The sequence below is a fragment of the Branchiibius cervicis genome, assembly GCF_042661605.1.
Classification (GTDB): Bacteria; Actinomycetota; Actinomycetes; order Actinomycetales; family Dermatophilaceae; genus Branchiibius; species Branchiibius cervicis.
On sequence record NZ_JBHSWJ010000002.1, the window covers coordinates 2,933,216 to 2,956,641 of the forward strand.

A 23,426-nucleotide genomic window follows, 5' to 3' on the forward strand; every position below is an offset into this window, starting at 1 on the left:
GCATGAGCAGCGAATCCCTCGTCGGCATCATCGGCGGCTCCGGGCTGTACTCCTTCTTCGGCGACGACGCCGCGCGGCACAGCGTCGACACCCCGTTCGGTGCGCCCAGCGACGACATCGTGATCGGCGAGATCGGCGGACGCGAGGTGGCCTTCCTACCCCGCCACGGCCGCGGACACCGCTACCCGCCGCACCGGATCAACTACCGCGCCAACCTCTGGGCGTTGCGCAGCCTGGGCGTGCGCCAGGTCCTGGCGCCGAGCGCCGTGGGTTCCCTGCAACCGCACCTGCGCCCGGGCACCTTCGTGGTGCCCGACCAGGTGGTCGACCGCACCTGGGGCAGAGCGCACACGGTGTACGACGACCCGGGCCCCGTCGTGCACGTCGCCTTCGCCGATCCCTATTGCCCGCTCGGGCGGGACGCGCTCCTTCGGGCCGCGCAGGAGATCCCCAACCCGTGCGTCGACGGCGGCACGCTGGTCGTGATCAACGGTCCGCGCTTCTCCAGCCGCGCTGAATCCCGCTGGCATCAGCACGCCGGGTGGAGTGTGGTCGGGATGACCGGGATGCCGGAGGCGTCGATCGCCCGCGAATTGGCCCTGTGCTATTCGGCCATCTGCCTGGTCACCGATCTGGACGCCGGGCTCGAGCAGGACGACGGCGTCACCCATCAGGAGGTCATGGCCGCTTTCGAGCGCAACCTCGAGCAGGTGCGGGCGGTCATCTCAGCCGCCATTCCCGCCCTCCCGACCGCCGAGCCGCCGTCCTGCGCCTGTCGCCACGCGCTCGACGGCTTGGCGTTGCCGTTCGACCTGCCGTGAAACTCGCGGCTCACCGCCTGCTTCCGGACTCCTGGCAGGGCGGCAGTGTCGCGGCGACGGCCCGCCGGCACCGTGCTCGCCGGATCCTCGCCGCGCTCCTGGTCGCGATCGCCGCGCTGGCGGTCGTCCAGCGGATCAGCTCCGCCGGTGCCACCCGGCCGGTGGCCGTCGCCGCGCACGATCTGACGGCGGGGCAACGTCTCACCGCGGCCGATCTGCGATTCGTGGCATGGCCGGCGAGCGTGCCGCTCCCCGATCCGCTGAGCACGGCCCAGGCCGTCGGCGCCGTCGTCGATGCACCGATGCGGGCCGGGGAGCCGGTGACGACGGCGCGGGTGCGCGACACCAGGACGTGGCCGGGAACCGGTTCCCGGGTGGTCCTCAGCGTTCCGGTCGAGCCGGCGCTCGCTGCCGTGTTGCAGCGCGGTGACCGGGTCGATGTGTACGCCGGTGCGCAACTGGCCGCCGCCGGCGCCGTCGTGGTGCAGGCCTCCGCTGCTACCGAGCCGACCTCGTGGACCGAACAGGACGAGCCGCGAGTCCTGCTGTCGGTGAGTGGATCCGACGCAGCCGCAGTCGCTTCCGGCGGTGACGACTCCGGCACTGGCCGGTTGACCCTTGCCCTGCATCCGGCGGCATGACCTTCGCCGCGGAGCAGCCCATCAGCAGCCGTCGTGCCCTCAACGTCTGAGCCGCTCGCCACCGCCCCCGGACACCTCGATCTTCGACGAAACCGGCAGTGATCCATGCGGAACGGCTTCGGTCGCCCTTGATATGCGACGAAACTGCCACACTCCCGGGCCGGACCGAGAGGCGCCGGGCAGCGGCCGGTTGACCCTTGCGTTGCATCCTGCTGCGTGATGTTCACTTGTGGCCGATTCCGTGACGCATTGTGGCGTGGACCACACGATCACGCGGGTGATGCGGTCGAATCGGCGGAGCCGTAGTCGATAGATTCGGCGTGGACCGTATAACCCCGATCAAGGAGACTTCATGCTGAAGGGCTTCAAGGACTTCCTCTTCCGAGGCAATCTCATCGAACTGGCGACCGCATTCGTCATCGGCGCCGCGTTCACAGCGCTGGTCAAGTCGCTCACGGACAACATCATCCAGCCGGTCTTGAACGCGTTCGGCGGCAAGAACGCCGTCGACGGTTTCGGCTTCCGCATCCTGTCGAGCAATCCTTCGACGTTCATCAACATCGGAGCCATCCTCAACGCCCTGATCACCTTCGTGCTAACGGCAGCAGTGCTCTACTTCCTGTTCATCGTTCCCTACGAGCGCTCCAAGAAGTTGATCGGCATCGAAGAGCCCGAGAAGGAAGAGACCGACAAGGACATCCTGGCCGACATCCGCGCCCTGCTGCGCGACGGGCGTGATGACAACGGCGGCCGCCCAGTCGCTGACCCCGCGGACGGCTGAACCGCCTAGTCCCAATGCGGTGGTCGCTGCTCCAGTAGCCACCGGTCTGCAGCGCTGAGCGGCGGTTCGTCGGATCTTCCGGTCCGACGGGCCGCCGCTTTCGCGTTGTCGGCGGACGGCTCGCGCTGATCGGTGTCGTCGTCGCCGGCGACGATCGCCACCTCCTGCTGCGGATCGCCTCCGGTCGCCGGTCGCACCGCCCGGCGACGCCGGCGGGGCGAATTCACGTCGACTCCCTGCTCATGGCAACCCCGGCCTCATAGCGACCCCAGCACCGTCGCCAACCGGTCGGCCTCTGCGGCTAAGTCCCGGTGCAGGTCCTGGGCGTAGACAGTCTCGGTGTGCCACCCGCGCCCTGCGAGTTGCTCGGGGCGTAGCCGCAGTCGGAACCGGAGGGTCTCGCCGTGGTCGCTGTCGTCGGACTCCACCGCCAGCACGAGCTGGCCGTCCGCCCCGCCCACTGCGAGCTCGACCGGGCGCCCGGACACGCCATACGACGGGATCGCCGTCAGCCCGCGCGAACGCAACTGCGCAGCCAACGCTTCGATCAACGCCGGCACCTCGTGCCGGACCATGACCGGCAGCACCGGAGCGTCGAGCACGCTGCCGGTCGACGCGGTCCGTCGGCGGCGGCGCGGGGTGCTCTGCTCCAGTGACTGGACCTGCAACGCCTGCGGATCGCCACCCGCCGCGCAATAGCGCAGGTAGTCCCGAAGGGTCCGCGCGCCGGCGGTGCGCAGCCGGTCTTCGGGGAAGGTCTGCGGATCAAGGGTGCTCAGGACGATCAGTCGCCGGCGCGCCCGGCTGACCGCGCTCCAGAACCGCACCATGGCACCTTCGGCGCCCATCGCCTGCACCAGCGCCGCACCACCGCGCTCGTCGGCGAGCAGCACGATCGCGGTGTCCGCGGTGATCGCACGCGTCGTCACCGGGTCGCCGATCACGATGCTCGGCTCGGCGGCACTCAACCGGCGGCGGATCTCCGGGTCGTCCAAGCGCCGCAGCAGTTCGCCACGGACCTGCTCGGCCAGCGACGGGGTCCAGGTCACCACCAGCAACGACCGCTCCGGCTGCGCAGCCACCGTCTCGCGGACGGCCGCAACGGTGGCGGCTACGACGCGGTCCTCATGCACCGTCATCGTTGCGACCGGGGTGGCGTCGCCGGCGGCCGGGAAGCCGCCGACCTCCCCGGCGTACCGGCGCACGGCCGCGAACGCGGACAACCGCTCATCGCGGCTGCGGTAGTCGTGGGCGAGGTTCAGTTGCGGTGCAAGGGGTTCCATCGCTTGGAACAAGGACGTGGCCGGTGGCGACTTCAGAGCGCGCGGCAACACCACCTCTTGCGTACGGTCGCCGAAGACGACCACCTGCCCCGCGCGGGTGATCGCGGGCAGCGCCTCAGGCAGCGGCAACTGGCCGCCGCCGTCGAAGATGACGACGTCGAACCACAGACCGGTGGCCACGGTCGCGGCGACGGCGAGCGGGCTGACCAGCCACGCCGGCCGCAGCGCGGTGAGCAGTTCGGGAGCCTGGGTCAGCAGGGCGCCCGGGTGCAGGACCCGGCTGCGAACCGTGACGACCTGATCCGGCAGGTCGGCTCGCACCCGCTCGACCTGTCGTCGCACCCGCTCACGCACCGCAGCCGCACCTGCCCGCACGTGCGCGGCATCGTCGGCGCGGAAGGCCTGCTCCAGCGCCCGTGCCGTGTCCGCGTCGTGGGCCGCCAGGACGGGATCCGTTCGTTGGGCGTGCGCCAGCACCGAACTCCACCACACCCAGCGCACCTGCCACCCGGACTCCTCCGGGCTTGCGTCGCGCGCGGCCAGATCGTCCAACAGGTCGCCAAAACCGTTGGCGCGCAACAGATCCAGGGTACCGATTACGTGTGGCACGACGGCCAACCGATCGTCGGCGTCACGCAGCCGCTCGGTCAGCACCTGGATCTCATCGAAATCCGCGTCGACCAGACTGCGGGCCGATGCGCTTCCCGCCAGCCGCGCCTCGAGCCACTCCAACCGGCCGCGCAACGCTTCCACCTGCGCAGCAACCTGCGGCGTGCGCAGCGGCGCCGTGGGGACGCTGCCCTTGCCGGCGAGCGCCTGCCACCGGGTGCGCTGCTTCAGTGCCCGCTGCAGGAGCCCGTGCAGGTTGTGCGTGCTCGTCCCGGGCCGCAGCAACCGCTTGGCCTGACTGCGCAACCGGCGCCGTTCGAACAGCCCAAGATCGGTGGGCGCGTCCTCGCCCTCGGCGGTGCCGGCCACCATCTCCGGCAGTCCGGCTCCGAATACCTGCGGGGTGAACGCCTCCAAGGTCTGGAAGACCCCGGCCATCAGATCCAACTGGTCCTGAGCCTCACGCAGCGACCGGGGCCGGGCCAGCCCGACCTCGTCGGACAGTGCCGTGATGGTCTCGCGTTCGGCGTCCAGACCGCCGCCGGCGAGTTCGGCGACGAGTTGTGCGGTGCGCTCGCGGTGATCGGATCCCACCACCCGGGCGCCGAACCACGGGTCGTTCGCCGATCCGCCCGTCCAGGCACCGGCGTCGACGGCGGCCTGCAGGGCTTCCGAGAGGCCGTAGACGCGCTCGACGCTCACCGCGACCAACTCGTCGATGGGCAACCGGCGCTCGCTCCCGACGTACTCCTGACCGCTCATGTCCGCCAGCGCGCGGCGGCACTGTGCCGGGCTGACGCCCCACGGCGCACGCAGGTCGTGCTCGGCCGCCCACCGTCGCTCCAGTGCGGCGACCTCCTCAGGCAGGCCGGGGGCTCCGCGGCGGCCGGTTCATCGGCGCCCGCGGCCAGGTCGGCCAGTTGCCGGCGCAACCGGTCGGTCAGGTCGGCCGCCGTCTGCGAACGTACGTCGAGCAGCACGTCGCCCAGTCCGGCCTCCCCCAGCCGTTCGACCAGTGCGTCACCGTCGGCCCAGGCCTGGGTCACCACCAGTGTGCGGCGGCCATCTGTTGCCAACCCGGCCACCAGGGCCGCGATCGTCTGGCTCGAGCCACACCCCGCAGGCGCGTGCACGGTGAGTTGGGCGCCGGCCCGGACAGCCTCGACGACGCGCTGCTGGTCCGCGTCCAGGTCCAGCGGCGCGAACTCCTCCTGCACGGGGAGCGGGACGGCGCGCGGCGGCTCTGCAGCCACCTGCTGCGCGGCCTCGGGGTCGCCGGCCAGGGCCGCGACGACGTCGTGCGTGCCGATCCAGGCTCGTTGCCCGGTCAGGTCACGCGCATTGGCCGCCTTCACGTAGCTGAAGGAATCGATCAGCCGGGATCGCTCGATGCGGAACTGCGGCAGGGATGCCGCCCGCTCGACGATGTCGAAGGCGAAGCTGAGGTCGAAGACATCCCCGGACCGGGATGCGCGAAGCACTTCACCGTCGTCCAGGTCGATCCCCTGGGCCCGCAGGTAGGAGGTGAGCGCCGGGTTGACCTCGATGTCACCGACCAGCTGGATCGTGATCCGTCCGCCGTGATCGCGGCCGATGTCAGCGCGCCACAGGATGACCGGAGCGCGAGGGGTGCTACCCGGTTGGTGCCAGGTCGCGGTACCCATGGCCAGATAACAGGTGTGCAGCCCGACCTGCTCGCGCAGGACGCCGACCCGGTGATGCAATGCCTCGGCCCGGGCGGTCAGGGTGACCAGGGCGCTCGGCTCACGAACCAGCTCCGGAAGACCGACCACGGCACCGGACAACAGGCGGGCCAGGCCACCGGGATGCGCCCGCGACAGGTCGACTTCGGTGGCTTCGCCCGGCGCGGCCCACAGGAGATTGTTCGGACCGCCCAGCTCCACGAGGTGACGCGACCAACCGTCGACCGCTGCGTCCACGAGGGCGTTCCGGTCGGGTCGATCGTTCACTGCCACAGGCTATCCCGCCGGGACGTTGAGGCCGTGGTCGTCCTCAGGGTCCCGAGCGGCCAGCCGGTCGTTACCCTTGAGCACGCCGACGGCACCGACGCGTAGTGTGTCGTCGCTCACAACCGGCTCACGCCGTGACCCGCGCTCGCTCATCGTGTGCCTCGGCGCAGACAGGAGACGTCCATGCGACTGCCTCTGAAAGGAGTGCGTTCGGTGCCGAGCTCCGAAGCCGATCCGGACCCGCTGGTGGCGCAGGAGGAGGACCTCGACACCGCGCTGGCCGTCGACCGCTCGGACAATCGTGGCGTCGACCGGGCCGAGATCATCGGTGACGGCGTGCGGTGGATGGCCAGCTGGGGTTTGCGGATCATCATCATCCTGATCGCGACCTGGATGCTGCTGCAGATCGTCGGTCGTTTCTGGAGCGCCGTGCTGCCGGTCCTGCTGGCTCTGATCGCCTCCACGTTGCTGTGGCCGCCTACCCGGTGGCTGCGTAAGCACGGCTTCTCGGTGACGTGGTCGGCGGTGACCGCACTGGTCGCCGGCCTGGCCCTGATCATCGGCATCTTCGCGGCGCTGGCGCCGTCGGTGATCAACCAGGCACCGGAACTCAGTGCCAACGCCATCACGGGTGTGAACCAGATCCGCAACTGGCTGCAGGGACCACCGCTGCACGTGCGCCCCGACCAGATCGACGACGCGGTGAAAGCCATCACCGAGCGGCTGCAATCCAGCGGCGAACAGATCGCCAGCGGCGTCTTCAGCGGGGTCGCGACCGCCGGGTCGGTGTTGGTGACGCTGGTCGTGGCCCTGATCCTGACCTTCTTCTTCGTCAAGGACGGGTACCGGTTCCTGCCGTGGGCGCGGCACACCTTCGGCCGCGGGGCCGGTACGCACCTGACCGAGGTGCTGACCCGGATCTACGGCACGCTCGGGGGCTTCATCCGCACCCAGGCCATCGTCAGTGCCGTCGACTCGACCTTCATCGGCATCGGGTTGATCCTGCTCGGCGTTCCACTGGTGGGACCGCTGGTCGTCCTGACCTTCTTCGGCGGGTTCATCCCGATCGTCGGTGCCTTCGTCGCCGGCACGCTGGCGGTCCTGGTAGCCCTGGTGACCAAGGGGCTGACCGCCGCGATCATCGCGCTGATCATCATCATCGCGGTGCAACAGATCGAGGGGCACGTGCTGCAACCGTTGCTGCAGTCCCGCTCGATGCGGTTGCATCCGGCGATCGTGCTGCTCGCGATCGCTGCCGGCGGTGACACCTTCGGGATCATCGGCGCGTTCCTCGCGGTTCCGCTGGCCGCTACGGCAGCGGTCCTGTGGCGTTATCTGAGTGAACAGATCGATCTGCGCACTGGGGACGCGGCCCCGGAGGATCTGACCCCGCTCACCGCGGAAGGCAAGCTGGCGCAGGAAGCCGCGGCCCGCACCGCCTCCGAGGACTAGCCGATCGCGGCGTGCTTGCGGGTGAGCTCGCGGTAGACCTCGGCGTTCAGCAGGATGCCCGCCTTCTCCTCGTCGGAGAGTTCGCGGCGCACCTTGCCCGGCACGCCCGCGACCAAGGATCCGGCGGGTACGACGACCCCCTGGGTCACCAGGGCACCGGCGGCGATCATGCTGCCCCGGCCGATGACGGCGCCGTTCAGGACGGTCGCACCCATCCCGACCAGGACGTCGTCCTCAATGGTGCAGCCGTGCAGGGTGGCGTTGTGGCCGACGCTCACGTTGCGGCCGATGGTGAGCGGGTGGCCCGGGTCGACGTGCAGCGCGCAGTTGTCCTGGATGTTGCTGCCCTCCCCGATCTGGATGCTGTCCATGTCCGCACGCAGGACCGCGCCGTAGAAGATGCCGACGTTCGCCGCAAGGGTGACATCGCCGACGACGGTCGCATTGCCCGCCAGCCAGGCGGTGTCGTCGATGGCGGGCTGGTGGTCGTCGAAAGTGAGGATCATCCGGTCATTCGACCATGCGTGTGAGAGCGGTCACCACGCAGGGACACCCGACCCGGTCGCGCCGCCCTGCACCGCCGCCGCTCGTCAGTGAGTGACGAAGCGGCCGCGGTCCAGCACCGCCGTCCCCTCGGCGTTCTCGACGACGAACAGCAGACCGTCGGCTTCGTTCCACACCTGGACCCGCAGCGAGTCTCCGGGGAAGACGGGCCGGCTGAACCTCGCGGACATCGATGAGAAGGCCGAGACCTCCCCGCCCGCAAAGGCATTCAACAGAACCCGGGAAACCACCCCGTAGGTGCACATACCGTGCAGGATCGGGCGCGGGAATCCGGCCCGCCCGGCGAACCACGGATCGGTGTGCAGCGGGTTATGGTCCCCGGACAACCGGTAGAGCAACGCCTGATCGCGCCGGGTGGCACACTCCAGCGTCTTGTCGGGATCGCGATCCGGCCGCTGCCAGGCCGCAGACGGGCCTTTGACACCGAATCCGCCCTCGCCCCGGATGAAGACCGACGAACGGGTCGTCACCAGCGGCTGCGCGGCTCCGGCCACGGTGCCGGTCGTCTCCGTCACCACCAGCGCACCGGATCCCTTGTCGTAGATCCCGGCCACCCGTGACGACACCTGCAGCGTGCCACTGACCGGGATCGGCCCGGAGACCGACACCTCCTGCTCGGCGTGCACCAGGTGCGCCGGGTCGTAACTGCCGATGTCGATGCGGTGCCCGCGAGCGCGGAACTGCGTCAGCACCACCCCGAACACGGGCAGCACCTGTTGAGCCACCTCGTGGGTGTTGTCGGTGGTGTAGGCCAGTTCCTGCCCGGGATTGTCCTGCCCGGCGCCGACTCCCAGCGCGTAGAGCGCACAGTCGTCGGGAGTCCAGCTGACCTCCACCGCTTCGGATTGGCGGCCGACCGCCGCCAGGTCGAGGCTCACGGTTGCCGCCAGGTGATCAGGGCATCGAGCGCCTCGATGCGGGTTCCGTCGACCACCAGCGGGTTGATCTCCAGGGACTCCAGCCGGTCACCCAGCCGCCCCGCGAGGTCCGCGGTAGCCATGACCGCATCGACGAGCGCGTCCATGTCGGCCGCCGTCGTGCCACGCGCGCCTGACAGCAGTGCAGCGCCGCGCAACTCGCCGAGCGCCGTACGGATCTCGTCGCGAGTCACCGGCAGCACGCGCAATGTGGTGTCGCTGAGCACCTCGACCCAGATACCGCCCATGCCGAGCGCGAGGACGTGCCCCCATACCGGGTCGGTCACGATGCCGACCAGCAGTTCGACGCCGCCGGAGCGCTGCGGCTGTACGACGGCGCCGGCCACCTGCGCGCCCGCCGCCCGACCCGCGGCGGTCACCGCGTCGTACGCCGAACGCACCGCCTGTGGGGAGGCCAACCCGAGTTTGACCCCGCCGATGTCACTCTTGTGCTCGACGTCCGCCGCCAGCTTCACCACGACCGGATAGCCGAACTCCTCCGCCGCCGCCACGGCGGCGTCGGCGTCGGTCACCAACCGGTAGGGCACGACCGGCACCCCGTGCGCCTGCAGGAACCCGGCCGCGACGTGCTCGGCCCAGATGCCATCTGGTGGTACGTCGACCGCGAGCGGCTCCGACTGCGTCGCCGTGGCGTGGTGCTGGCCGCGGTACGCCGCGGACCACTGCGTTGCCCGGCCCAGCGCGGTCAGACCGTGCTCAATGCCGCCGAGAACCGTTGGGTAATCGGACTTTTCGGCGACCATGCGTCCGTAGGGGGTGATGTCGGTCAGCGTGTTCTGCATGACGAAGACCGGTTTGCGCGCGGCGTGAGCCAGCTCGGACAACCGGGTCGCCGAGTCGAGCGCCGGCAGCGGGTCGGCCGGCTCCTCGCGGGGCAGATCCGCCATGACGACGGCGACGTCGACGTTCGGGTCGTCGACGACGGCCTGCAGCGACTGGGCCATCATCTCGCGCTTGACCAGGATGTAGCCGGTCACGTCGATCGGGTTGTGCGGTGAGGCGAACGGCGGCACGATCTCGCGCAACCGCTCCTCGGTTTCCGGGGCGAACGGGGGAATCACGATGCCCTCGTCCTCGCCGCGGTCGGCGATGATCTCGCAGGCACCCCCGGATGCGGTGACGAACCCGAAACGCGGACCGGGCAGCGGGCAGTGCGCGAGCACGGCAGCCGTGGTGACCAGATCCTCCAACGAGTCCACCCGCACGATGCCGTGCTGGCGGAAGACGGCATCGACCACCCGGTCGTTGCCCACCAGCGAACCGGTGTGCGCCTTGGCCACACGGGCCCCGGTCTCGCTGCGCCCGACCTTCATCGCCACGATCGGTTTGCCGATGGCCAGCGCCTCGCGCGCCACGGCCAGGAACTGGTCGGGATCACGGACTGACTCGATGAAGAGCGCGATGACCTTGGTGTTGTCGTCGTGCACCAGGTGCCGCATGACGTCGGTCATCGTCAGCATCGACTCGTTGCCCATGGAGACCAGCAGGCTGATCCCGACGTTGCGCGCCTGGGCGAACCCCAGCACCGCGCTGGCCAGGGCACCGCTTTGCAGGACCACGCCCACCGGGCCGCTGATCAACGGCGACGGAATCGTCAGCCCGTACGGCGTGATGCCGTCGGCCGCGTTGATGAACCCGTTGCCGTTCGGCCCGAGGATGGTCAGGTCACGTTCTCGAGCGAGGTCGACCAGGGCGCGCTCGAGCTGGGCTCCCTCCTCCCCCACCTCTGCGAAACCTGAGGTGAGGACGACGGCGGACCGGATCCCGTGGTCGGCCACCTTCTGCACGACCTCCAGGGTCACCGGCGTCGGAGTCATCACGAAGGCGAGGTCGACGTCGTCCGGCAGATCACTGATCGCCGCCACACTCTGCTGGCCGTGCACCTCGATGCCCTTGGGGTTGACCAGATGGATGGCTCCGGTGAACCCGTGGTTGTGCAGGTTGTCGAAGATCGCCCGGGACCACCAGGACTTGTCCGTTGCACCGATCAGAGCAATCGAACGAGGTGCGAAAAGCCTTGCCACCCGGTCGATGCCGTCGAACTGCGCGGACTGGGACGTTCGCTGCGTTGCGAGGTCAGTCACCGATGCCTCCCACCTGGACGTGACCCTTCAGCAGGTTGCGCGCGATGGTGCGCCGCTGGATCTCGTCGGTGCCTTCGAAGATACGCAGGAGACGGAACTCGCGGTACCACCGCTCGATCGGCAGCTCCTTGGTGTATCCCATACCGCCGTGGATCTGCAGCACCCGGTCCACGACCTGGTTGGCCATCAGACCACCGCTGAGCTTGGCCACCGATGAGGCGTGGCGGTTGTCGCGCCCGGTCTCGAGCTGCCACGCGGCGTACAGAGTCAGCAGTTTGACCTGTTCGATCTCCACGTAGGAGTCGGCGATCTGCCACTGGATGGCCTGGTAGTCGGCGATCGGGTGACCCATCGAATGGCGCACCTTGGAGTAGTCGATCGCCATCTGCAGCAGGCGCTCGGCCCCGCCGATCGCTCCCGCGGGAATCATGAAGCGGCCGTTACCGATCCACTGCAGGGCCAGGGCGAAACCCTGCCCTTCCTCGCCGAGAATGTTGCGCGAGGGCACCCGGACGTCCTCGAAGACCAGAGAGGCCGGGCCCCACTCGCCCATCGTGGGGATCGGATCGGACTTCCAGCCCATCTCCCGATCGACCAGGAAGCACGTGACCCCGCCGTTGGCGCCCTTGGCCGGGTCGGTGACGGCGAAGACCATGACGAAGTCGGCGTCATTGCCACCGGTGATGAAGATCTTCTCGCCGTTGATGATCCAGTCGTCACCGTCTCGGACCGCGCGCGTGCGGATGTTGCGGGCATCGGAGCCGGCGCCTGGTTCGGTGATCGCGAAGCAGCTGATCCGCTCGCCGTTGATCGTCGGGATCAGGTACTCCTGCTTCTGCTCCGGCGTGCCCGCGTAGAGGATGTTGTCCGCCGATCCGCCGAAGCGGAAGGGTACGAACGTGCGGCCGGACTCCATCGCCACGATCGCCGACATGACCGGCCCGAGGTCGATGCCGCCGTACTCCTCGGGGGTGTTGATCCCCCAGTAGCCGGCCTTCTTGGCCTTGGCCTGCAGCTCACGCAACTGGTCCCGCTCGATGCCGGGCAGGCCGGCACGCTCGTTGCGTAGGACCTGGGGCTCCAGTGGCATCACCTCCCGCTCGATGAAGCGCCGGATGGTGTCGCGGACCTCGCGTTGCTCTTCGGAGAGCGAGAAGTCGATCATATTGAATCCCCTTTCGTGTCAATGTTTCTCATGCTTTGGGTCCACCGGCGACATAGATGACCTGCCCGGTGACGTACGCCGAGTCCTCACCCACCAGGAACGAGGCGACCGAGGCGATGTCCTCGGGGTGTCCGGCCCGGCGCAGCGGGATCGTCTGCTCGGCCGCCGCTTTCATCTGGTCGAAGTCGACGCCGACGCGCTGGGCGGTGGCCCGGGTCATGTCGGTCTCGATGAACCCGGGCGCAATCGCATTGACCCGGATACCGAAGGGTCCGAGTTCGATCGAGAGCGCTTTGGTGAAGCCCTGGATCCCGGCCTTCGCCGCCGAGTAGTTGACCTGACCGCGGTTGCCCAGGGCCGACGTACTGGACAGGTTGACGATCCGACCCCACTTCTTCTCGACCATCCAGCGTTGCGCGGTTCGCGAGCACAGGAAGGTGCCCCGCAGGTGGACCGCCATCACCTGGTCCCAGTCATCGGTGCTCATCTTGAAGATGAGGTTGTCGCGCAGGATCCCGGCGTTGTTGACCAGGATGTCGGCGCTACCGAGCCGGTCGGCGACCTCGTCGAAGGCGTCCCGCACCGCTGTCTCGTCCGAGACGTCGCACCCGATCCCCACTGCGCGGCCGCCGGCGCCTTCGATGTCTTGCACGGCCTCCTTGGTGGCCGCTTCGGAGATGTCGAGCAGTGCCACGGCGGCACCGTCGGTGGCGAGCCGGTGGGCGACGGCGGCGCCGATACCTCGTCCGGCGCCGGTCACCACAGCCACCTTTCCGCTGAGATCAGTCATGGTGCTGGACTGTCCTTTCGTTGTGCGAGTGGAGTTTTCGGAATCCGTTGGAGCTCACGGGTGGGCAGTGGCGGTCACCGACCGTTTGCTGGCGTCACCGGTGCGTCCGCTGCGGATACGCCGCCACGACCCGCTCAGCAACGGAATGGTCGGGATGAAGAGCACGATGCCCACCAGACAGGCCACCCACCAGGCGCGCCAACCGCTCTGCGAGGTGACCACGTGCGGCAGGATCAGCGAGGCGACGGCGACCACAACGCGGTTGACCGTGCCGAACCACGCCATGCCGGCGGCGACCCGGGCAGGGTCGAGGTCCTCGGCGGTTTCACTCACCGCCGCCAGCCACGGGGAGAAACCGCACGCGATGACCAGGCCCATGACGATCAGCAGGGCCTGCATCATGCCCTGGCTCGTCTCCTTGCCCAGGCGGCTGGCGAAGATCGCCGTGGCGATGAACATCAGCACGGCGCCGGCCAGGATGAACGGTTTGCGCACCCGCAAGCGGTCGCTCACCGCTCCGAAGAACAGCGCGCCGAGGATGTTGACCAGCCAGAAGCCGGCCATCATCGAGTTGGCCGTGGCCAGGGTGAAGCCGAACTGGCTCTCCAGGTAGAGCGGGAAGAGCGAGACCGCGGTGATGTAGACCAGCAGGTACAACGAGACGCCCAGCGACGGAAGGATGATCCGCAACGGGATCCGCTCACCCCAGGTGCGCGGACGCATCGCCGAGCTGCGCGCGACGTCGACGGCACCGTCGGCTTCGGCCTTGACGATGATCTCGTTGCGCAGTTGCGGCGACAGGTCGCGCAGGAAGAGCAGGCACAGGATGAAGACGATCAGTGCCACGGTCCCCGAGATGCGGTAGAGGGTGCGCCAGGAGTCGCCACCGTCGGACAACACGGCCGAGGCCACTTTGGAGGCCAGCAGGCTGCCGCCGACGGGACCGATCGTCCACATCGCCATGGCGACGCCTCGACCGACGCGTGGGGAGAAGTCGCGCATCAGTACCGAGCTCATGACCAGGGCGAAGCCTTCGCAGAATCCCAACAGGCAGTAGAGGATTCCGAACTGCAGCCCGGTACCCGCCGAGCCGAGCAGGAAGGCGATGACCACGCTGAGGGCGGTCGAGACGAGTAACAGGTTGCTGCGTCCGAACAGGTCGCCCAGGCCGCCCGCGCCGGCGCTGAACATCCCGCACAAGGAGGAGATCAGGCCCAGGTAGACGTAGGTGTCCAGCGTCCAGTGGAACTCGGAGATGACCAGGGTGCTGACCGAGCCCAACACGTAGAGCACGTAGTACAGCGAGACGGTGACCAGGGTGGTCAGGATGAGCAGGGTCCAGCGATAAGCACCGGTCGGGTAGACGGTCAGCTCCCGACGTTTCAGTCCGGCCATGAGATGAAGTCCTCCAGTGAGTCGTCGTTGACTTTCGGGGATGGCTCGCGAGGAGCGGACTAGAACGAATTCTAGAATACGTTCAGCTTACTCGTGATCTACATCACGTCAATGGTTCTGACGCGTGTGTTTTCGGCCGTTGTCGGCTGCTGCGGACACCACCTCTTTCACGCCGCCTCGGACTCGGCTGACAGCACCAGGGTCGAGGCCGCCATGAACATTCCGCCGTTGCCGAGCACCGCCGATACCCGCGCACCCGGCACCTGTGCTGCGGCCTCGCCCCGCAGTTGCCGCACCGCCTCCTGGATCGCGAACATGCCGTACATCCCGGTGTGCGTGTAGGACAGGCCGCCGCCGTTGGTGTTCATCGGCAGCCGGCCGCCCGGCGCGGTGTGGCCCTCTTCGATGAACGCACCCGCCTCACCGCGACCGACGAATCCCATGTCCTCCAACCCGTAGATCGGCACGTGGGCGAACGCGTCGTAGATCATCAGATGGTCGATGTCGTCGCGGCTGACCCCGGCGCTGTCGAAAGCAGCGCGGCTCGACAGCCGGAAACCGCGGGAACTGGTCGGATCCGGCATCGTCGACACCGCCGGCCCGTCGCAGGCCTCACCGGAACCGAGTAGGTGCACGGCCCGGTGGCCGCTGGACAGGTCGGCGGCCCGCTCCGCGGAGGTAACGATCAGTGCTCCCCCGCCGTCGGTAACCAGGCAGCACTCGAGAATGTGGAACGGGTAGGCGATCACCTTGGAGGCAAGCACATCGTGCACCGTGATCTCGTCGCGGTACATGGCGCGGGGGTTGAGCGCGGCCCATTTCCGTTGCACGACAGCAACGTTCGCGAGTTGCTCGTGGGTGAGCCCGGTTTCCTTCATGTAGCGCAGCGCGGGGACGGTGAAGCTCGTCGGGGGCCCGCTCACGCCGTACGGCAGTTCGAACTGGCCGCTGATCGACGAGGGGTCCATCCGGTACGGCGGGGCGCCGACCCGCGAGCGACCGGACTCCCCGTGGGTGATCAGGACCGTGGTGCAGTAGCCGGCCGCGATGGCCGCAGCCGCGTGGCGCACGTGGAAGAGGAACGACGTGCCGCCGACACTCGTGGTGTCGATCCAGGTGGGGGTGATACCCAGCGAGTAGGCGACCGTGACCGGGCCGGGCGAGGTGACACCGGCCACGCCGTCGATGTCGTCCTTGGTGAGCCCCGCGTCGGCGAGCGCATTGCGGGCGGCTTCGAGGTGCAGTTCGAGAGTGCTGTGCTCGGGCAGCACGCCGACGCGGTCGGTTTCGGCCGCGCCGACGATGGCGGCGCTCATGCCGCGTCCCCTTTCCCGCTGGGCGCGAAGACGGGTACGACGATGGTGCCGCGATCCTCGAACCGCACCGTGAGCGGCAGGTCGAGCGGCAGGTGCTCCGGATCGGGCGGCACGTCGACGACATTGCTGAGCATTCGCGGACCTTCCTCCAGTTGCACCAGGGCGATGACGAACGGCGGGGTGAAGCCGGGCGCTGGGCGATGGCTGATCACGTAGGAGTAGAGGGTGGCCCGCCCGGAGGCGGCGAACCAGTCGTACTTCTGGGAACCGCACGTCGCACACGAGCTCTGCGGGTAGGCGCGGACGGTTGCGCATTCCTGGCACCGCTGCAGACGCAGCTCGCCGTCGCGAGCGGCGTCCCAATACGGCTGGGTCTCCGGCGTCGGCACCGGAAGGAGTTTGGTCAGTGGTGGGGTCATGCGGGCACACCTCCGGAGTCGGACCGGTCACGGGTGGTGACCAGGTAGGCGAGATGGGACTGGACGGACGCTTCGGCCGCCGGTCGGCGCTGGGCCGGCAGGTGCGGGTAGATCGCGTCGGTGATGGCCCCGATCGACGTGACGCCCGCGTCGACCAACTGGGCGATCTGGGCGACGCGGGCCAGCCGGACCTCGGTGAGCCGGTCGATGGTCGCGACCGGATCGCCGACCGGGGTGCCGTGACCGGGCAGAATGACCGCACTGCCGGAATCTGCCGCCGCGCGGATCAGGGTCAGGGAATCCAGGAAGTCCGCCAGCGGTCCGAAAACCGCTGATGACCGCCCGCCGAGGATGGTGTCGCCGGTGAGCAGGACGTCATCACCGGGCACCTGGAAGGTCAGCGAATCGTCGGAGTGGCCCGGGGTTCGCAGCGCCGTGATGGTCACTCCGCCGAGGTCCAGCTGCCAGGCAGGACCGATGGGCCGGGTCGGCAGATGCAGGACGACCCGCTCGTCGACGATGGCCGAGTAGATGGGCGCGCCGGTCAACTCAGCCAATTGGCGGGCTCCGCCGAAGTGGTCGGGGTGCCCGTGGCTGACCAGAATGGCCGCGATCTGCCACCCGCGACGGCGCGCTGTGTCGATGATCGCCGCCAGATGCTCGGGCGCCTCGTCACCGGGATCGACCACGGCACAGGCGTTTCCGCCGGGGGCACCGATCAACCAGGTGTTGGTCCCCTCGTAGGTCCACGCGCTGGCGTTGGGTGCCAACAGGTGGACGGCGTGGTCGGTTACCTGGTGGGCGGTGCCCGGTTCGATATCGAACCATTGCCCGGTCACTGGGTCGGTACGCCGCATGGTGTCCCCTCTCGGACGTCGGGTGCCGCACTCGCGGCGTCGGTTTCCTCCGCCGGCGACCGGCGGCTGCTCAGGATTGATAGGGCGGTGCCGGCCAACGAGACGATCACCATGAACACGTACGTCGCGCGGTAACCGCGCACGAGGGCGGCGGCGGTGTGCGGGTCGACGCCGGTCAGCCCACCGGTGAACACGGCGGCCCGTTGGGCTGCGGGCAAGGGAGCGGCCAGCAGGGTCAGGGACACGGCAGAGCCCATGACCATCGCGGTGTTCTGTAGGACGAGCCGGACCGCGTTGGAGGCGCCCAGCCGGTCCGGCGGGGTGCCGTCCAGGATCGCGGTCACGTTGGCGGGCATGAACATTCCCGAGCCCAGGCCGACCAGCAGGATGCCGGGCAGCATCAGGGCGTAGTCGACGTGCGGGCCCACGGTGACCAGGAGCAGGAGCAACCCGACCGTGGCGACTGCGCTGCCGCCCGCCGCGATGACCCGCGGACTGAACCGGCGCGAGAGCCGGCCGATCGACAACGACCCGACCACGACGGCCCCCGACAACGGCAGGACCGCGATGCCGGCGTGCAGGGCGGTGTCGCCGCGCACGGCTTGGAAGTACAGGGCCACGACCAGCACGACCGACGAGCGGGCGAGCACGTTGAGGAAGGCCGCGGCGTTGCCGATCGCGAAGGTCCGGTCGGTGAGCAACTGCAGGTCGAGCACGGGACTGGCGATCCGGCGTTCGAGCACCACGAACGCGGGCATCAGCACCACGAACACAGCCAGTCCGATCAGTACCACCGGGCTGTTCCAGCCGGCCAGTCCGACTTCCGAGAGGGCCAGCAGCAGACCGACGATGGCCGCTGCGAAGAGAGCATTGCCCCGAAGGTCGAGGCTGCGCGGCCCGTCCGCACCCGGCGTACGACGAAGAACGACGAAACCCCAGATCAGACAGGCCAATCCGACGGGCACGTTGAACCAGAAGACCCACTGCCAGCCCCACACCGTCACCAGCGCACCCCCCACAGTGGGGCCGACGAGTGCCGCAAGGGAGAAGGAGGACAGGTAGATGCCCATCCCCGTACTCAGCAGACGAGGCGGGAAGGCGGCGCTGACGATCGCGGCGCTGTTGGTCAACAGCATCGCGGAGGCGGCGGCCTGGACGACTCGTGCGACGAGCAGGATCTGAATGCTGGGAGCGAAACCGAGGGCCAGGCTGGCGCCGGTGTAGAGGGCCAGTCCGACGAGGTACATCGTGCGGCGACCGAAGAGGTCGGCGCAGCGGCCCCACGCCAGGGTCGAGGCGGTCCCGACCAACAGATAGGACAGCAGCACCCAGGACGTCGCGCTGGCAGAAGCGTGGAAGTGAGCGGAGATCGCGGGGAGGGCGGTGTTGAGTGCGCTGGCGTTCAGGGAGGTGAGGATGCTGGCGAGACCGACGACCGACAGCGCCCGCCAGGCGTATCCGACATCTTCCGGCACCGTTGCTCCGACCTCAGCTCTGCAACCCGGGTGCTGGCACCCGTTCGGCGCCACCCGCTACTTGAAATGCGTTCTAGAATGACTTCTATCATGATGTGGGTCACAGTGGAAGGCGGGCGCGGCGGCGGATTCCGCTGCAGCCTTCGGTCCGGCCTGTCCGCCGATAGGCTGGCCGGATCATGAGCACCGCCCTCACGCCGGAGAGCGCCGACCAGGCGCCACGGCCCGCGCGTCAGTGGGGTCGCACGTCGGCGACCCGTACGGCGATCCTGGACGCCGCGCTCGAGGTGTTCCTGGAAGCGGGGTACGAGGAGGCCAACGTCGCCGACATCGTGCGGCGCTCCGGGCGCAGCGTCGGGAGCATCTACCACCACTTCGGCGGCAAGCCGGAACTGTTCATCGCCCTGTGGGAAAGCACGCAGGACGGCTACTTCGCTGCCGCTGCCACCGCCGTGGCGCAGACACGTGCTCGCGGCGAGCGCTCCCCGGCGGCGCTCTTCACCGCCGGCGCCGAAGCGTATCTGCTGGCCGTGTGGCAGAACCGCGTCGCAGTGCGAATGTTCCTCTCCGACTACGGTCCTCCGCAATTGCGAGCGCTCGAACGCGAACGCAGCCAGACCTGGATCCGGCAGAACTCGATGCTGCTGGCCGTCGACGACAGCCCCCTCAGCCGGGTGCGGGTGAGTGTGCTGACCTCGATCGTCGGCGACGGGGCGCGGGAGATCATCCTGCTGGAATCCGAAGAGGAGATGTCGCAGATCGTGGACGCGACGCTGCAGTTCATCGCCCGCGTCGCGGTGTAGGCGACGGGGCCCCTTCCGCGCGCAGACTGTGATGCGGGTCACTCTCCGCTACGCTACCTACTACTTGGTAACTAGGGAGAGGACCTGCTCAATGTTGCGCACTGTCTCCACTGCCGCCGCCGCGGCAGTCCTTGCCGCGGGAGGCCTCACCGCTCTCGCGCCGAATGCTTCGGCCGCGTCGTTCTACGACCCGCCGCCCTCGATCCCGTCTGCCCCCGGCACGGTGATCGATTCCCAGCAGGTGTCGACCAACTATGCGGCCACCGCCACGAAGATCATGTACTCCTCGATCGACTCCAACGGGCAACCGGTAGCCGTGACGGGGATGTACCTGCAGCCGAGGGTTGCGTGGAAAGGGTCCGGCTCCCGCCCGCTGGTGTCCTACGCATTCGGCACGATCGGTCAGGGCGACCAATGCGCCCCGTCCAAGTTGTTGCAGAACCCGATCGGCATCTCCGGCAACGGCAATGGTGGCATCACGACGGCACTGGGGTATGACGCCATTTTCGTGGGCGACCTTCTCAACCGGGGCTATTCGGTCGTCGTGACTGACTACGTCGGCCTCGGCACCACTGACCGGGTCCATACCTACATGAACCGTCTCGACCAGGGTCACGCCGTACTCGATGCGGTGCGGGCCGCCCGGAATCTGCCGGGCACCGACATCACGACATCCTCGCGGGTCGCCACCTGGGGTTACAGCCAGGGTGGCGGCGCAACGGGTTCGGCAGCGGAGTTGCAGCCCAGCTACGCACCCGACGTGCCGTTGGCCGGATCATTCGTCGGCGCTCCCCCGGCCGACCTGGGGGTCGTCATCAAGGGCATCGAGGGCAATGCGATCGCCGGGGTGCTCGGTTACGCGATCAACGGCCTGGCCCGGTCCTACCCGGCGCTGCAGCCGATCCTCGACGCGAACACCAACGACGCCGGCAAGGCAGTGCTGAAATCGCTGTCGACACAGTGCATCGCCGACACCGTGCTGTCTTACGGTGGCGCGAAGAGCACGCAGTGGATCACCGGCGGACGCTCACTCAGCGACGTCATCGCGGCGAACCCGGTTGCGCAACAGATCGTGGACTCCCAGCGCATCGGACGGCTCAGGCCGGCATCACCGGTGTTGCTGACCACCGACCTGGCCGACCAGACGGTGCCGCACAGCCAGGTGCGGCAGTTGGCCGTCGATTGGTGCGCAAAGGGCGCCCGGGTCAACTACACGACGTACGGGCTGAACGTCCAGGACGGTGACAAGCTCGCACTGCACCACGTGGCCGGAATGGTCGAGAGCTGGCAGCCGGCGTTGAACTGGGTGTCTGCGCGCCTGGCGGGAGTGCCGGAATACGGCAACTGCTTGTTCCTGCCGCTGCTGAAGTAGCCGCTTCGGCCTGGCCCTCGCTTGCCCTCTCGGTTGCAAGCGGGGTCGGGCCGTCTTGTGCGCGGCGGTTACTCTTGGTGGCGCGTATGGCGAGCGATCGGCGTACGTTCCCCGCCCTCGTAGCTCAGGGGATAGAGCACCGCTCTCCTAAAGCGGGTGTCGCATGTTCGAATCATGCCGGGGGCACTTCCCAAGAGGTACCGCCAACATGCAGATTCTTGGGCCGACTGCACCTGGGACGCTTCCCCCTTCCGATGATCAATCCTCAATCAGTCCTCAGTTTCCGTAGAACCTAGTACCGTGCGCGAGTGAGCGAGTCCAATTCGAGCGCAGGCGGCGGCTGGGCGATCCAACTCACGATCGACGAACGCCTAGCACGCCGGCGGAGGCCGTGGTCGTGGCTACTACCGTTGGTCGTCGTTCTACTGCCCATCGTCGGTACTTTTCTACTGACCCTGGGCCAGGGTTTTTCCAACGAGGGTGACTGGACGGCGGCGGCCATAGGACTGTTGCTAATGAGTGCGGCTGGGGTCCTTCAATGGCAGATGCAGGCGGCCGACCACCGTCTCGATGAGCTTGAGGCGTCAGAGGCCGACCGCCTGCGGGTCACTGTAAAGGACGCGCTACAGCCCCTGGCCAGCGTGATCGCCGACATCCCCACGCTCACCCCCGGTAAACGGAAGGAACGAACCCGGGGAGCTGCTCAAGCAGCAGTAGGAGCCCTCATCCTGCTCTTCAGGAATGTCGAGCGGCTGCGCGCCGTCGTGTATGTGATCGATGACTTCGATCCAGCCGTGCCGGATGCAAGGAAGACCATGTCAGCCGTTGCGCATCAGGGACGCGGGGAGACTCCGCGACCCTTCGAGACCGGCACCAATCGCGGGGACCTCGCGTTCAAGATGATCGAAGAAGCCAGGTCGGTCTTTGTGCCGGACCTGGATCTAGTCGACCCTCCTGACTATGCAGGAACGCGGGTCGGATACGGAACGTTCATCTCCGCGGCTATCACTGGAGCGAACACCGGCTACGGCATGGTGACAGTCGATGCCCCTCATGCAAACGACTTGACTGGCACGGATAGGGAGATTGTCATCCTGGTCGCACACCTGCTTGCAATCGCCTACAGCATCACTGACTCGAAGCCTTGATCCAGTGCACCCCCTGACTGTCACACCCTTGGCCCATGATTGTGCGCGTTGAGCTAGCCAGACCACGACTAGCCGCTAACATTCCAACGACACGACGATTCGAGGATGGTTGCTATGGGCAAGATCCGAGTAACTCGTACGCCCCAGGAGGGCGACAACTTGGGTTCGACTCAGTCCATCGACGAGATCTGGGCCGCAGCGCGCCGTGCTACCCGCGCGGAGGCACCGATTATTCGGCGCCGCGCCGCGCGATCGGTGAACTCCCAACGACCCAATCCCGCACGCTAGACCCGACTCTGCAGAGTCCTTCGAGATCGCCCCGTTTAGCGTTCCGAGAGGTCCCAATCCGGCGTGAATACGCCGGACAACACGGCCATGGTCGCCGTCGTGTGGATTGCTATAGGCGCCGACGCTTGACGTGGGGTGTCCAAGCCTTCGCTGAACCCGACGTGCTGGCACGGCCAAGCCCGACCAACCCAGCGGTCGCGATCACGATGGTGACAAGACAGTCAAGTAGTCGCGAGCTTTGGCTTTGAGCCGCCTCCTCGGCCGTTTGAGTAGAGCCCGTCCCGGTCTCACCCCGCCCGCTCCCTCCTTCTCAACGACAGGATGTGTGTCATGCCAACCCAGATGAACGGTCTGCTTGTGCTCATCGCATCGCCGACGGACACAAAGGAGGAGCGCGCAGCGGTCCGCAACGGTCTTGTGGACTGGAACATTCAACGTGGCCGCCGAGACAGGATCGCAGTTTTACCCTGGCTGTGGGAACGGAGTGCAGTTCCGATGATGGGCGGTCATCCACAGGCCTTGGTCAATAGTCAGGCGGTCGATCAAGCCGACGTCGTCGTGGCGTTCTTCGACGCACGGCTGGGCAGCCCTACCGACGTCGACGTCTCCGGCACGGCCGAAGAGATCAACCGCGCGATCACTCTGGGAAAGCCGGTACACGTCTACTTCTCAACCGAGCCTCTTGACCGCTCGAGTCTCAATACAGATCAATACGCTGCCCTCCAAGACTTCCGACACGATCTTGAATCGCGCGGCCTGCTGGGCGAGTACAGCGACCCAACCGATTTGGCGGCTCAAGTCGCGCGGGCAGTCGAGCACGACATCACGGCGAACGACTGGAGCGATCTCAAAGGCAGTCAACCGTCCGCGTCACCAAGTCCCCGCGGCGCGATCCTGAACTGGCATCACGACCATGAAAAAGAACAGCAGGGGCTCGACCAGCGCGGCAACATGAAGTACCGGACGCTGAGCAATGATCTCGTCGTCCAGAATACCGGCGACCAGGATGCAGAGGATCTCCGCTTCACGGTGTCGGCGATCGGCGACACCCCGTTTCACTTTGACGAGCCGCAGACAGCTGTGACCGTCCTGCAGGGCTCACAGATGTCCTGGCTGCTGATATTCGCACCACACATGGGATCCACTGGTCGAACGGTGCTGATCGAGGCCGAGTGGCGCGAAGGTAACGAAGCGCGCTCGAAACGTTGGACGGTCACCCTTAAGAACTAATCGAGCGCGACCAGCCAGCTGGTCC

21 protein-coding genes and 1 tRNA gene are annotated in these 23,426 nt (G+C 67.8%); 9 read left to right on the top strand and 13 right to left on the bottom strand.

The genetic code is table 11. From position 1 onward, the window contains the following. The first annotated feature begins 2 nt into the window (after positions 1 to 2). The 3 genes from ACFQBT_RS15195 (at position 3) to ACFQBT_RS15205 (ending at position 2,243) form a co-directional block, all read left to right on the top strand. Positions 3 to 821 (top strand): S-methyl-5'-thioadenosine phosphorylase, encoded by an 819-nt coding sequence (locus ACFQBT_RS15195; protein WP_377823910.1) that lies wholly within the window; start codon positions 3 to 5, stop codon positions 819 to 821. Then, the gene (locus ACFQBT_RS15200) at positions 818 to 1,462 is read left to right on the top strand and encodes an SAF domain-containing protein (RefSeq protein ID WP_377823912.1); all 645 of its coding nucleotides are present in this window, start codon (positions 818 to 820) and stop codon (positions 1,460 to 1,462) included. The genes ACFQBT_RS15195 and ACFQBT_RS15200 overlap by 4 nt, the downstream gene beginning before the upstream one ends. Before the next feature lie 352 nt (positions 1,463 to 1,814). Further along, complete coding sequence (locus tag ACFQBT_RS15205; RefSeq protein ID WP_377823914.1) at positions 1,815 to 2,243, top strand: MscL family protein; 429 nt, start codon at positions 1,815 to 1,817, stop codon at positions 2,241 to 2,243. Between the two features lie 5 nt (positions 2,244 to 2,248). Here ACFQBT_RS15205 and ACFQBT_RS15210 read toward each other — a convergent pair whose 3' ends face one another. The 3 genes from ACFQBT_RS15210 to ACFQBT_RS15220 are packed head-to-tail and all read right to left on the bottom strand — an operon-like array spanning position 2,249 to position 6,105. Continuing rightward, on the bottom strand, positions 2,249 to 2,470 hold the full coding sequence (locus tag ACFQBT_RS15210; RefSeq protein WP_377823915.1) for a hypothetical protein: 222 nt from the start codon (positions 2,468 to 2,470) through the stop codon (positions 2,249 to 2,251). 30 nt (positions 2,471 to 2,500) lie between these two features. Next, positions 2,501 to 4,897 (bottom strand): hypothetical protein, encoded by a 2,397-nt coding sequence (locus tag ACFQBT_RS15215; protein WP_377823916.1) that lies wholly within the window; start codon positions 4,895 to 4,897, stop codon positions 2,501 to 2,503. Beyond that, entirely contained in the window at positions 4,894 to 6,105 is a 1,212-nt protein-coding gene (locus ACFQBT_RS15220; RefSeq protein ID WP_377823917.1) for a hypothetical protein, read from the bottom strand. Before ACFQBT_RS15220 ends, ACFQBT_RS15215 begins: the two co-directional genes overlap by 4 nt. Positions 6,106 to 6,288: 183 nt before the next feature. Here ACFQBT_RS15220 and ACFQBT_RS15225 point away from each other — a divergent pair, with 183 nt between their 5' ends. Continuing rightward, a complete protein-coding gene (locus ACFQBT_RS15225; RefSeq protein ID WP_377823919.1) occupies positions 6,289 to 7,557 on the top strand; it encodes an AI-2E family transporter in 1,269 nt (422 codons plus the stop codon). Here the strand turns inward: ACFQBT_RS15225 and ACFQBT_RS15230 are convergent. The 10 genes from ACFQBT_RS15230 to ACFQBT_RS15275 form a co-directional block, all read right to left on the bottom strand. Continuing rightward, entirely contained in the window at positions 7,554 to 8,063 is a 510-nt protein-coding gene (locus ACFQBT_RS15230; protein ID WP_377823920.1) for a gamma carbonic anhydrase family protein, read from the bottom strand. The two genes, ACFQBT_RS15225 and ACFQBT_RS15230, sit on opposite strands and share 4 nt — an antisense overlap. An 84-nt stretch (positions 8,064 to 8,147) precedes the next feature. Continuing rightward, a complete protein-coding gene (locus tag ACFQBT_RS15235) occupies positions 8,148 to 8,999 on the bottom strand; it encodes a MaoC/PaaZ C-terminal domain-containing protein (RefSeq protein WP_377823922.1) in 852 nt (283 codons plus the stop codon). Then, entirely contained in the window at positions 8,996 to 11,143 is a 2,148-nt protein-coding gene (locus ACFQBT_RS15240; protein ID WP_377823924.1) for an acetate--CoA ligase family protein, read from the bottom strand. Before ACFQBT_RS15240 ends, ACFQBT_RS15235 begins: the two co-directional genes overlap by 4 nt. Then, positions 11,136 to 12,308, bottom strand: coding sequence for an acyl-CoA dehydrogenase family protein (locus ACFQBT_RS15245; RefSeq protein ID WP_377823926.1), 1,173 nt, complete (start codon positions 12,306 to 12,308; stop codon positions 11,136 to 11,138). The genes ACFQBT_RS15240 and ACFQBT_RS15245 overlap by 8 nt, the downstream gene beginning before the upstream one ends. Positions 12,309 to 12,336: 28 nt before the next feature. Further along, complete coding sequence (locus tag ACFQBT_RS15250; RefSeq protein ID WP_377823928.1) at positions 12,337 to 13,098, bottom strand: SDR family oxidoreductase; 762 nt, start codon at positions 13,096 to 13,098, stop codon at positions 12,337 to 12,339. 54 nt (positions 13,099 to 13,152) lie between these two features. Beyond that, positions 13,153 to 14,493, bottom strand: a complete 1,341-nt coding sequence (locus ACFQBT_RS15255) for an MFS transporter (protein WP_377823930.1) — start codon at positions 14,491 to 14,493, stop codon at positions 13,153 to 13,155. Between the two features lie 167 nt (positions 14,494 to 14,660). After that, positions 14,661 to 15,809 (bottom strand): thiolase C-terminal domain-containing protein, encoded by a 1,149-nt coding sequence (locus ACFQBT_RS15260; RefSeq protein WP_377823932.1) that lies wholly within the window; start codon positions 15,807 to 15,809, stop codon positions 14,661 to 14,663. Further along, positions 15,806 to 16,228 carry a Zn-ribbon domain-containing OB-fold protein gene (locus ACFQBT_RS15265; protein ID WP_377823933.1) on the bottom strand — a complete coding sequence of 141 codons (423 nt, stop codon included), beginning with the start codon at positions 16,226 to 16,228 and terminating at the stop codon, positions 15,806 to 15,808. The genes ACFQBT_RS15260 and ACFQBT_RS15265 overlap by 4 nt, the downstream gene beginning before the upstream one ends. Next, positions 16,225 to 17,085: an MBL fold metallo-hydrolase gene (locus ACFQBT_RS15270; RefSeq protein WP_377823934.1), complete on the bottom strand. Its 861-nt coding sequence runs from the start codon at positions 17,083 to 17,085 to the stop codon at positions 16,225 to 16,227. The genes ACFQBT_RS15265 and ACFQBT_RS15270 overlap by 4 nt, the downstream gene beginning before the upstream one ends. After that, positions 17,064 to 18,560 carry an MFS transporter gene (locus ACFQBT_RS15275; RefSeq protein WP_377823935.1) on the bottom strand — a complete coding sequence of 499 codons (1,497 nt, stop codon included), beginning with the start codon at positions 18,558 to 18,560 and terminating at the stop codon, positions 17,064 to 17,066. Before ACFQBT_RS15275 ends, ACFQBT_RS15270 begins: the two co-directional genes overlap by 22 nt. 179 nt (positions 18,561 to 18,739) lie before the next feature. Between ACFQBT_RS15275 and ACFQBT_RS15280 the strand changes: the two genes are divergently transcribed. The 5 genes from ACFQBT_RS15280 to ACFQBT_RS15300 all read left to right on the top strand — a co-directional run bounded on the left by ACFQBT_RS15280 (position 18,740) and on the right by ACFQBT_RS15300 (position 23,401). Further along, on the top strand, positions 18,740 to 19,363 hold the full coding sequence (locus ACFQBT_RS15280; protein WP_377823937.1) for a TetR/AcrR family transcriptional regulator: 624 nt from the start codon (positions 18,740 to 18,742) through the stop codon (positions 19,361 to 19,363). 91 nt (positions 19,364 to 19,454) lie between these two features. Continuing rightward, entirely contained in the window at positions 19,455 to 20,735 is a 1,281-nt protein-coding gene (locus tag ACFQBT_RS15285) for a lipase family protein (RefSeq protein WP_377823939.1), read from the top strand. Between the two features lie 113 nt (positions 20,736 to 20,848). Further along, a tRNA-Arg gene (locus tag ACFQBT_RS15290) sits at positions 20,849 to 20,921 on the top strand. A 122-nt stretch (positions 20,922 to 21,043) separates the two neighbouring features. Then, positions 21,044 to 21,883 carry a hypothetical protein gene (locus ACFQBT_RS15295; protein WP_377823941.1) on the top strand — a complete coding sequence of 280 codons (840 nt, stop codon included), beginning with the start codon at positions 21,044 to 21,046 and terminating at the stop codon, positions 21,881 to 21,883. A 618-nt stretch (positions 21,884 to 22,501) separates the two neighbouring features. Beyond that, positions 22,502 to 23,401 carry a DUF4062 domain-containing protein gene (locus tag ACFQBT_RS15300; RefSeq protein WP_377823943.1) on the top strand — a complete coding sequence of 300 codons (900 nt, stop codon included), beginning with the start codon at positions 22,502 to 22,504 and terminating at the stop codon, positions 23,399 to 23,401. The last annotated feature ends 25 nt before the right edge of the window (positions 23,402 to 23,426 follow it).

What these genes read in the sequence shown, in the direction of transcription:
- ACFQBT_RS15205 (WP_377823914.1), top strand. Translation starts at nt 1,815, where the DNA reads ATGCTGAAGGGCTTCAAGGACTTCCTCTTCCGAGGCAATCTCATCGAA.
- ACFQBT_RS15265 (WP_377823933.1), bottom strand. Translation starts at nt 16,228, where the DNA reads ATGACCCCACCACTGACCAAACTCCTTCCGGTGCCGACGCCGGAGACC.
- ACFQBT_RS15280 (WP_377823937.1), top strand. Translation starts at nt 18,740, where the DNA reads ATGAGCACCGCCCTCACGCCGGAGAGCGCCGACCAGGCGCCACGGCCC.
- ACFQBT_RS15255 (WP_377823930.1), bottom strand. Translation starts at nt 14,493, where the DNA reads ATGGCCGGACTGAAACGTCGGGAGCTGACCGTCTACCCGACCGGTGCT.
- ACFQBT_RS15300 (WP_377823943.1), top strand. Translation starts at nt 22,502, where the DNA reads ATGCCAACCCAGATGAACGGTCTGCTTGTGCTCATCGCATCGCCGACG.
- ACFQBT_RS15225 (WP_377823919.1), top strand. Translation starts at nt 6,289, where the DNA reads ATGCGACTGCCTCTGAAAGGAGTGCGTTCGGTGCCGAGCTCCGAAGCC.
- ACFQBT_RS15270 (WP_377823934.1), bottom strand. Translation starts at nt 17,085, where the DNA reads ATGCGGCGTACCGACCCAGTGACCGGGCAATGGTTCGATATCGAACCG.
- ACFQBT_RS15260 (WP_377823932.1), bottom strand. Translation starts at nt 15,809, where the DNA reads ATGAGCGCCGCCATCGTCGGCGCGGCCGAAACCGACCGCGTCGGCGTG.
- ACFQBT_RS15250 (WP_377823928.1), bottom strand. Translation starts at nt 13,098, where the DNA reads ATGACTGATCTCAGCGGAAAGGTGGCTGTGGTGACCGGCGCCGGACGA.
- ACFQBT_RS15285 (WP_377823939.1), top strand. Translation starts at nt 19,455, where the DNA reads ATGTTGCGCACTGTCTCCACTGCCGCCGCCGCGGCAGTCCTTGCCGCG.
- ACFQBT_RS15230 (WP_377823920.1), bottom strand. Translation starts at nt 8,063, where the DNA reads ATGATCCTCACTTTCGACGACCACCAGCCCGCCATCGACGACACCGCC.
- ACFQBT_RS15215 (WP_377823916.1), bottom strand. Translation starts at nt 4,897, where the DNA reads ATGAGCGGTCAGGAGTACGTCGGGAGCGAGCGCCGGTTGCCCATCGAC.
- ACFQBT_RS15245 (WP_377823926.1), bottom strand. Translation starts at nt 12,308, where the DNA reads ATGATCGACTTCTCGCTCTCCGAAGAGCAACGCGAGGTCCGCGACACC.
- ACFQBT_RS15195 (WP_377823910.1), top strand. Translation starts at nt 3, where the DNA reads ATGAGCAGCGAATCCCTCGTCGGCATCATCGGCGGCTCCGGGCTGTAC.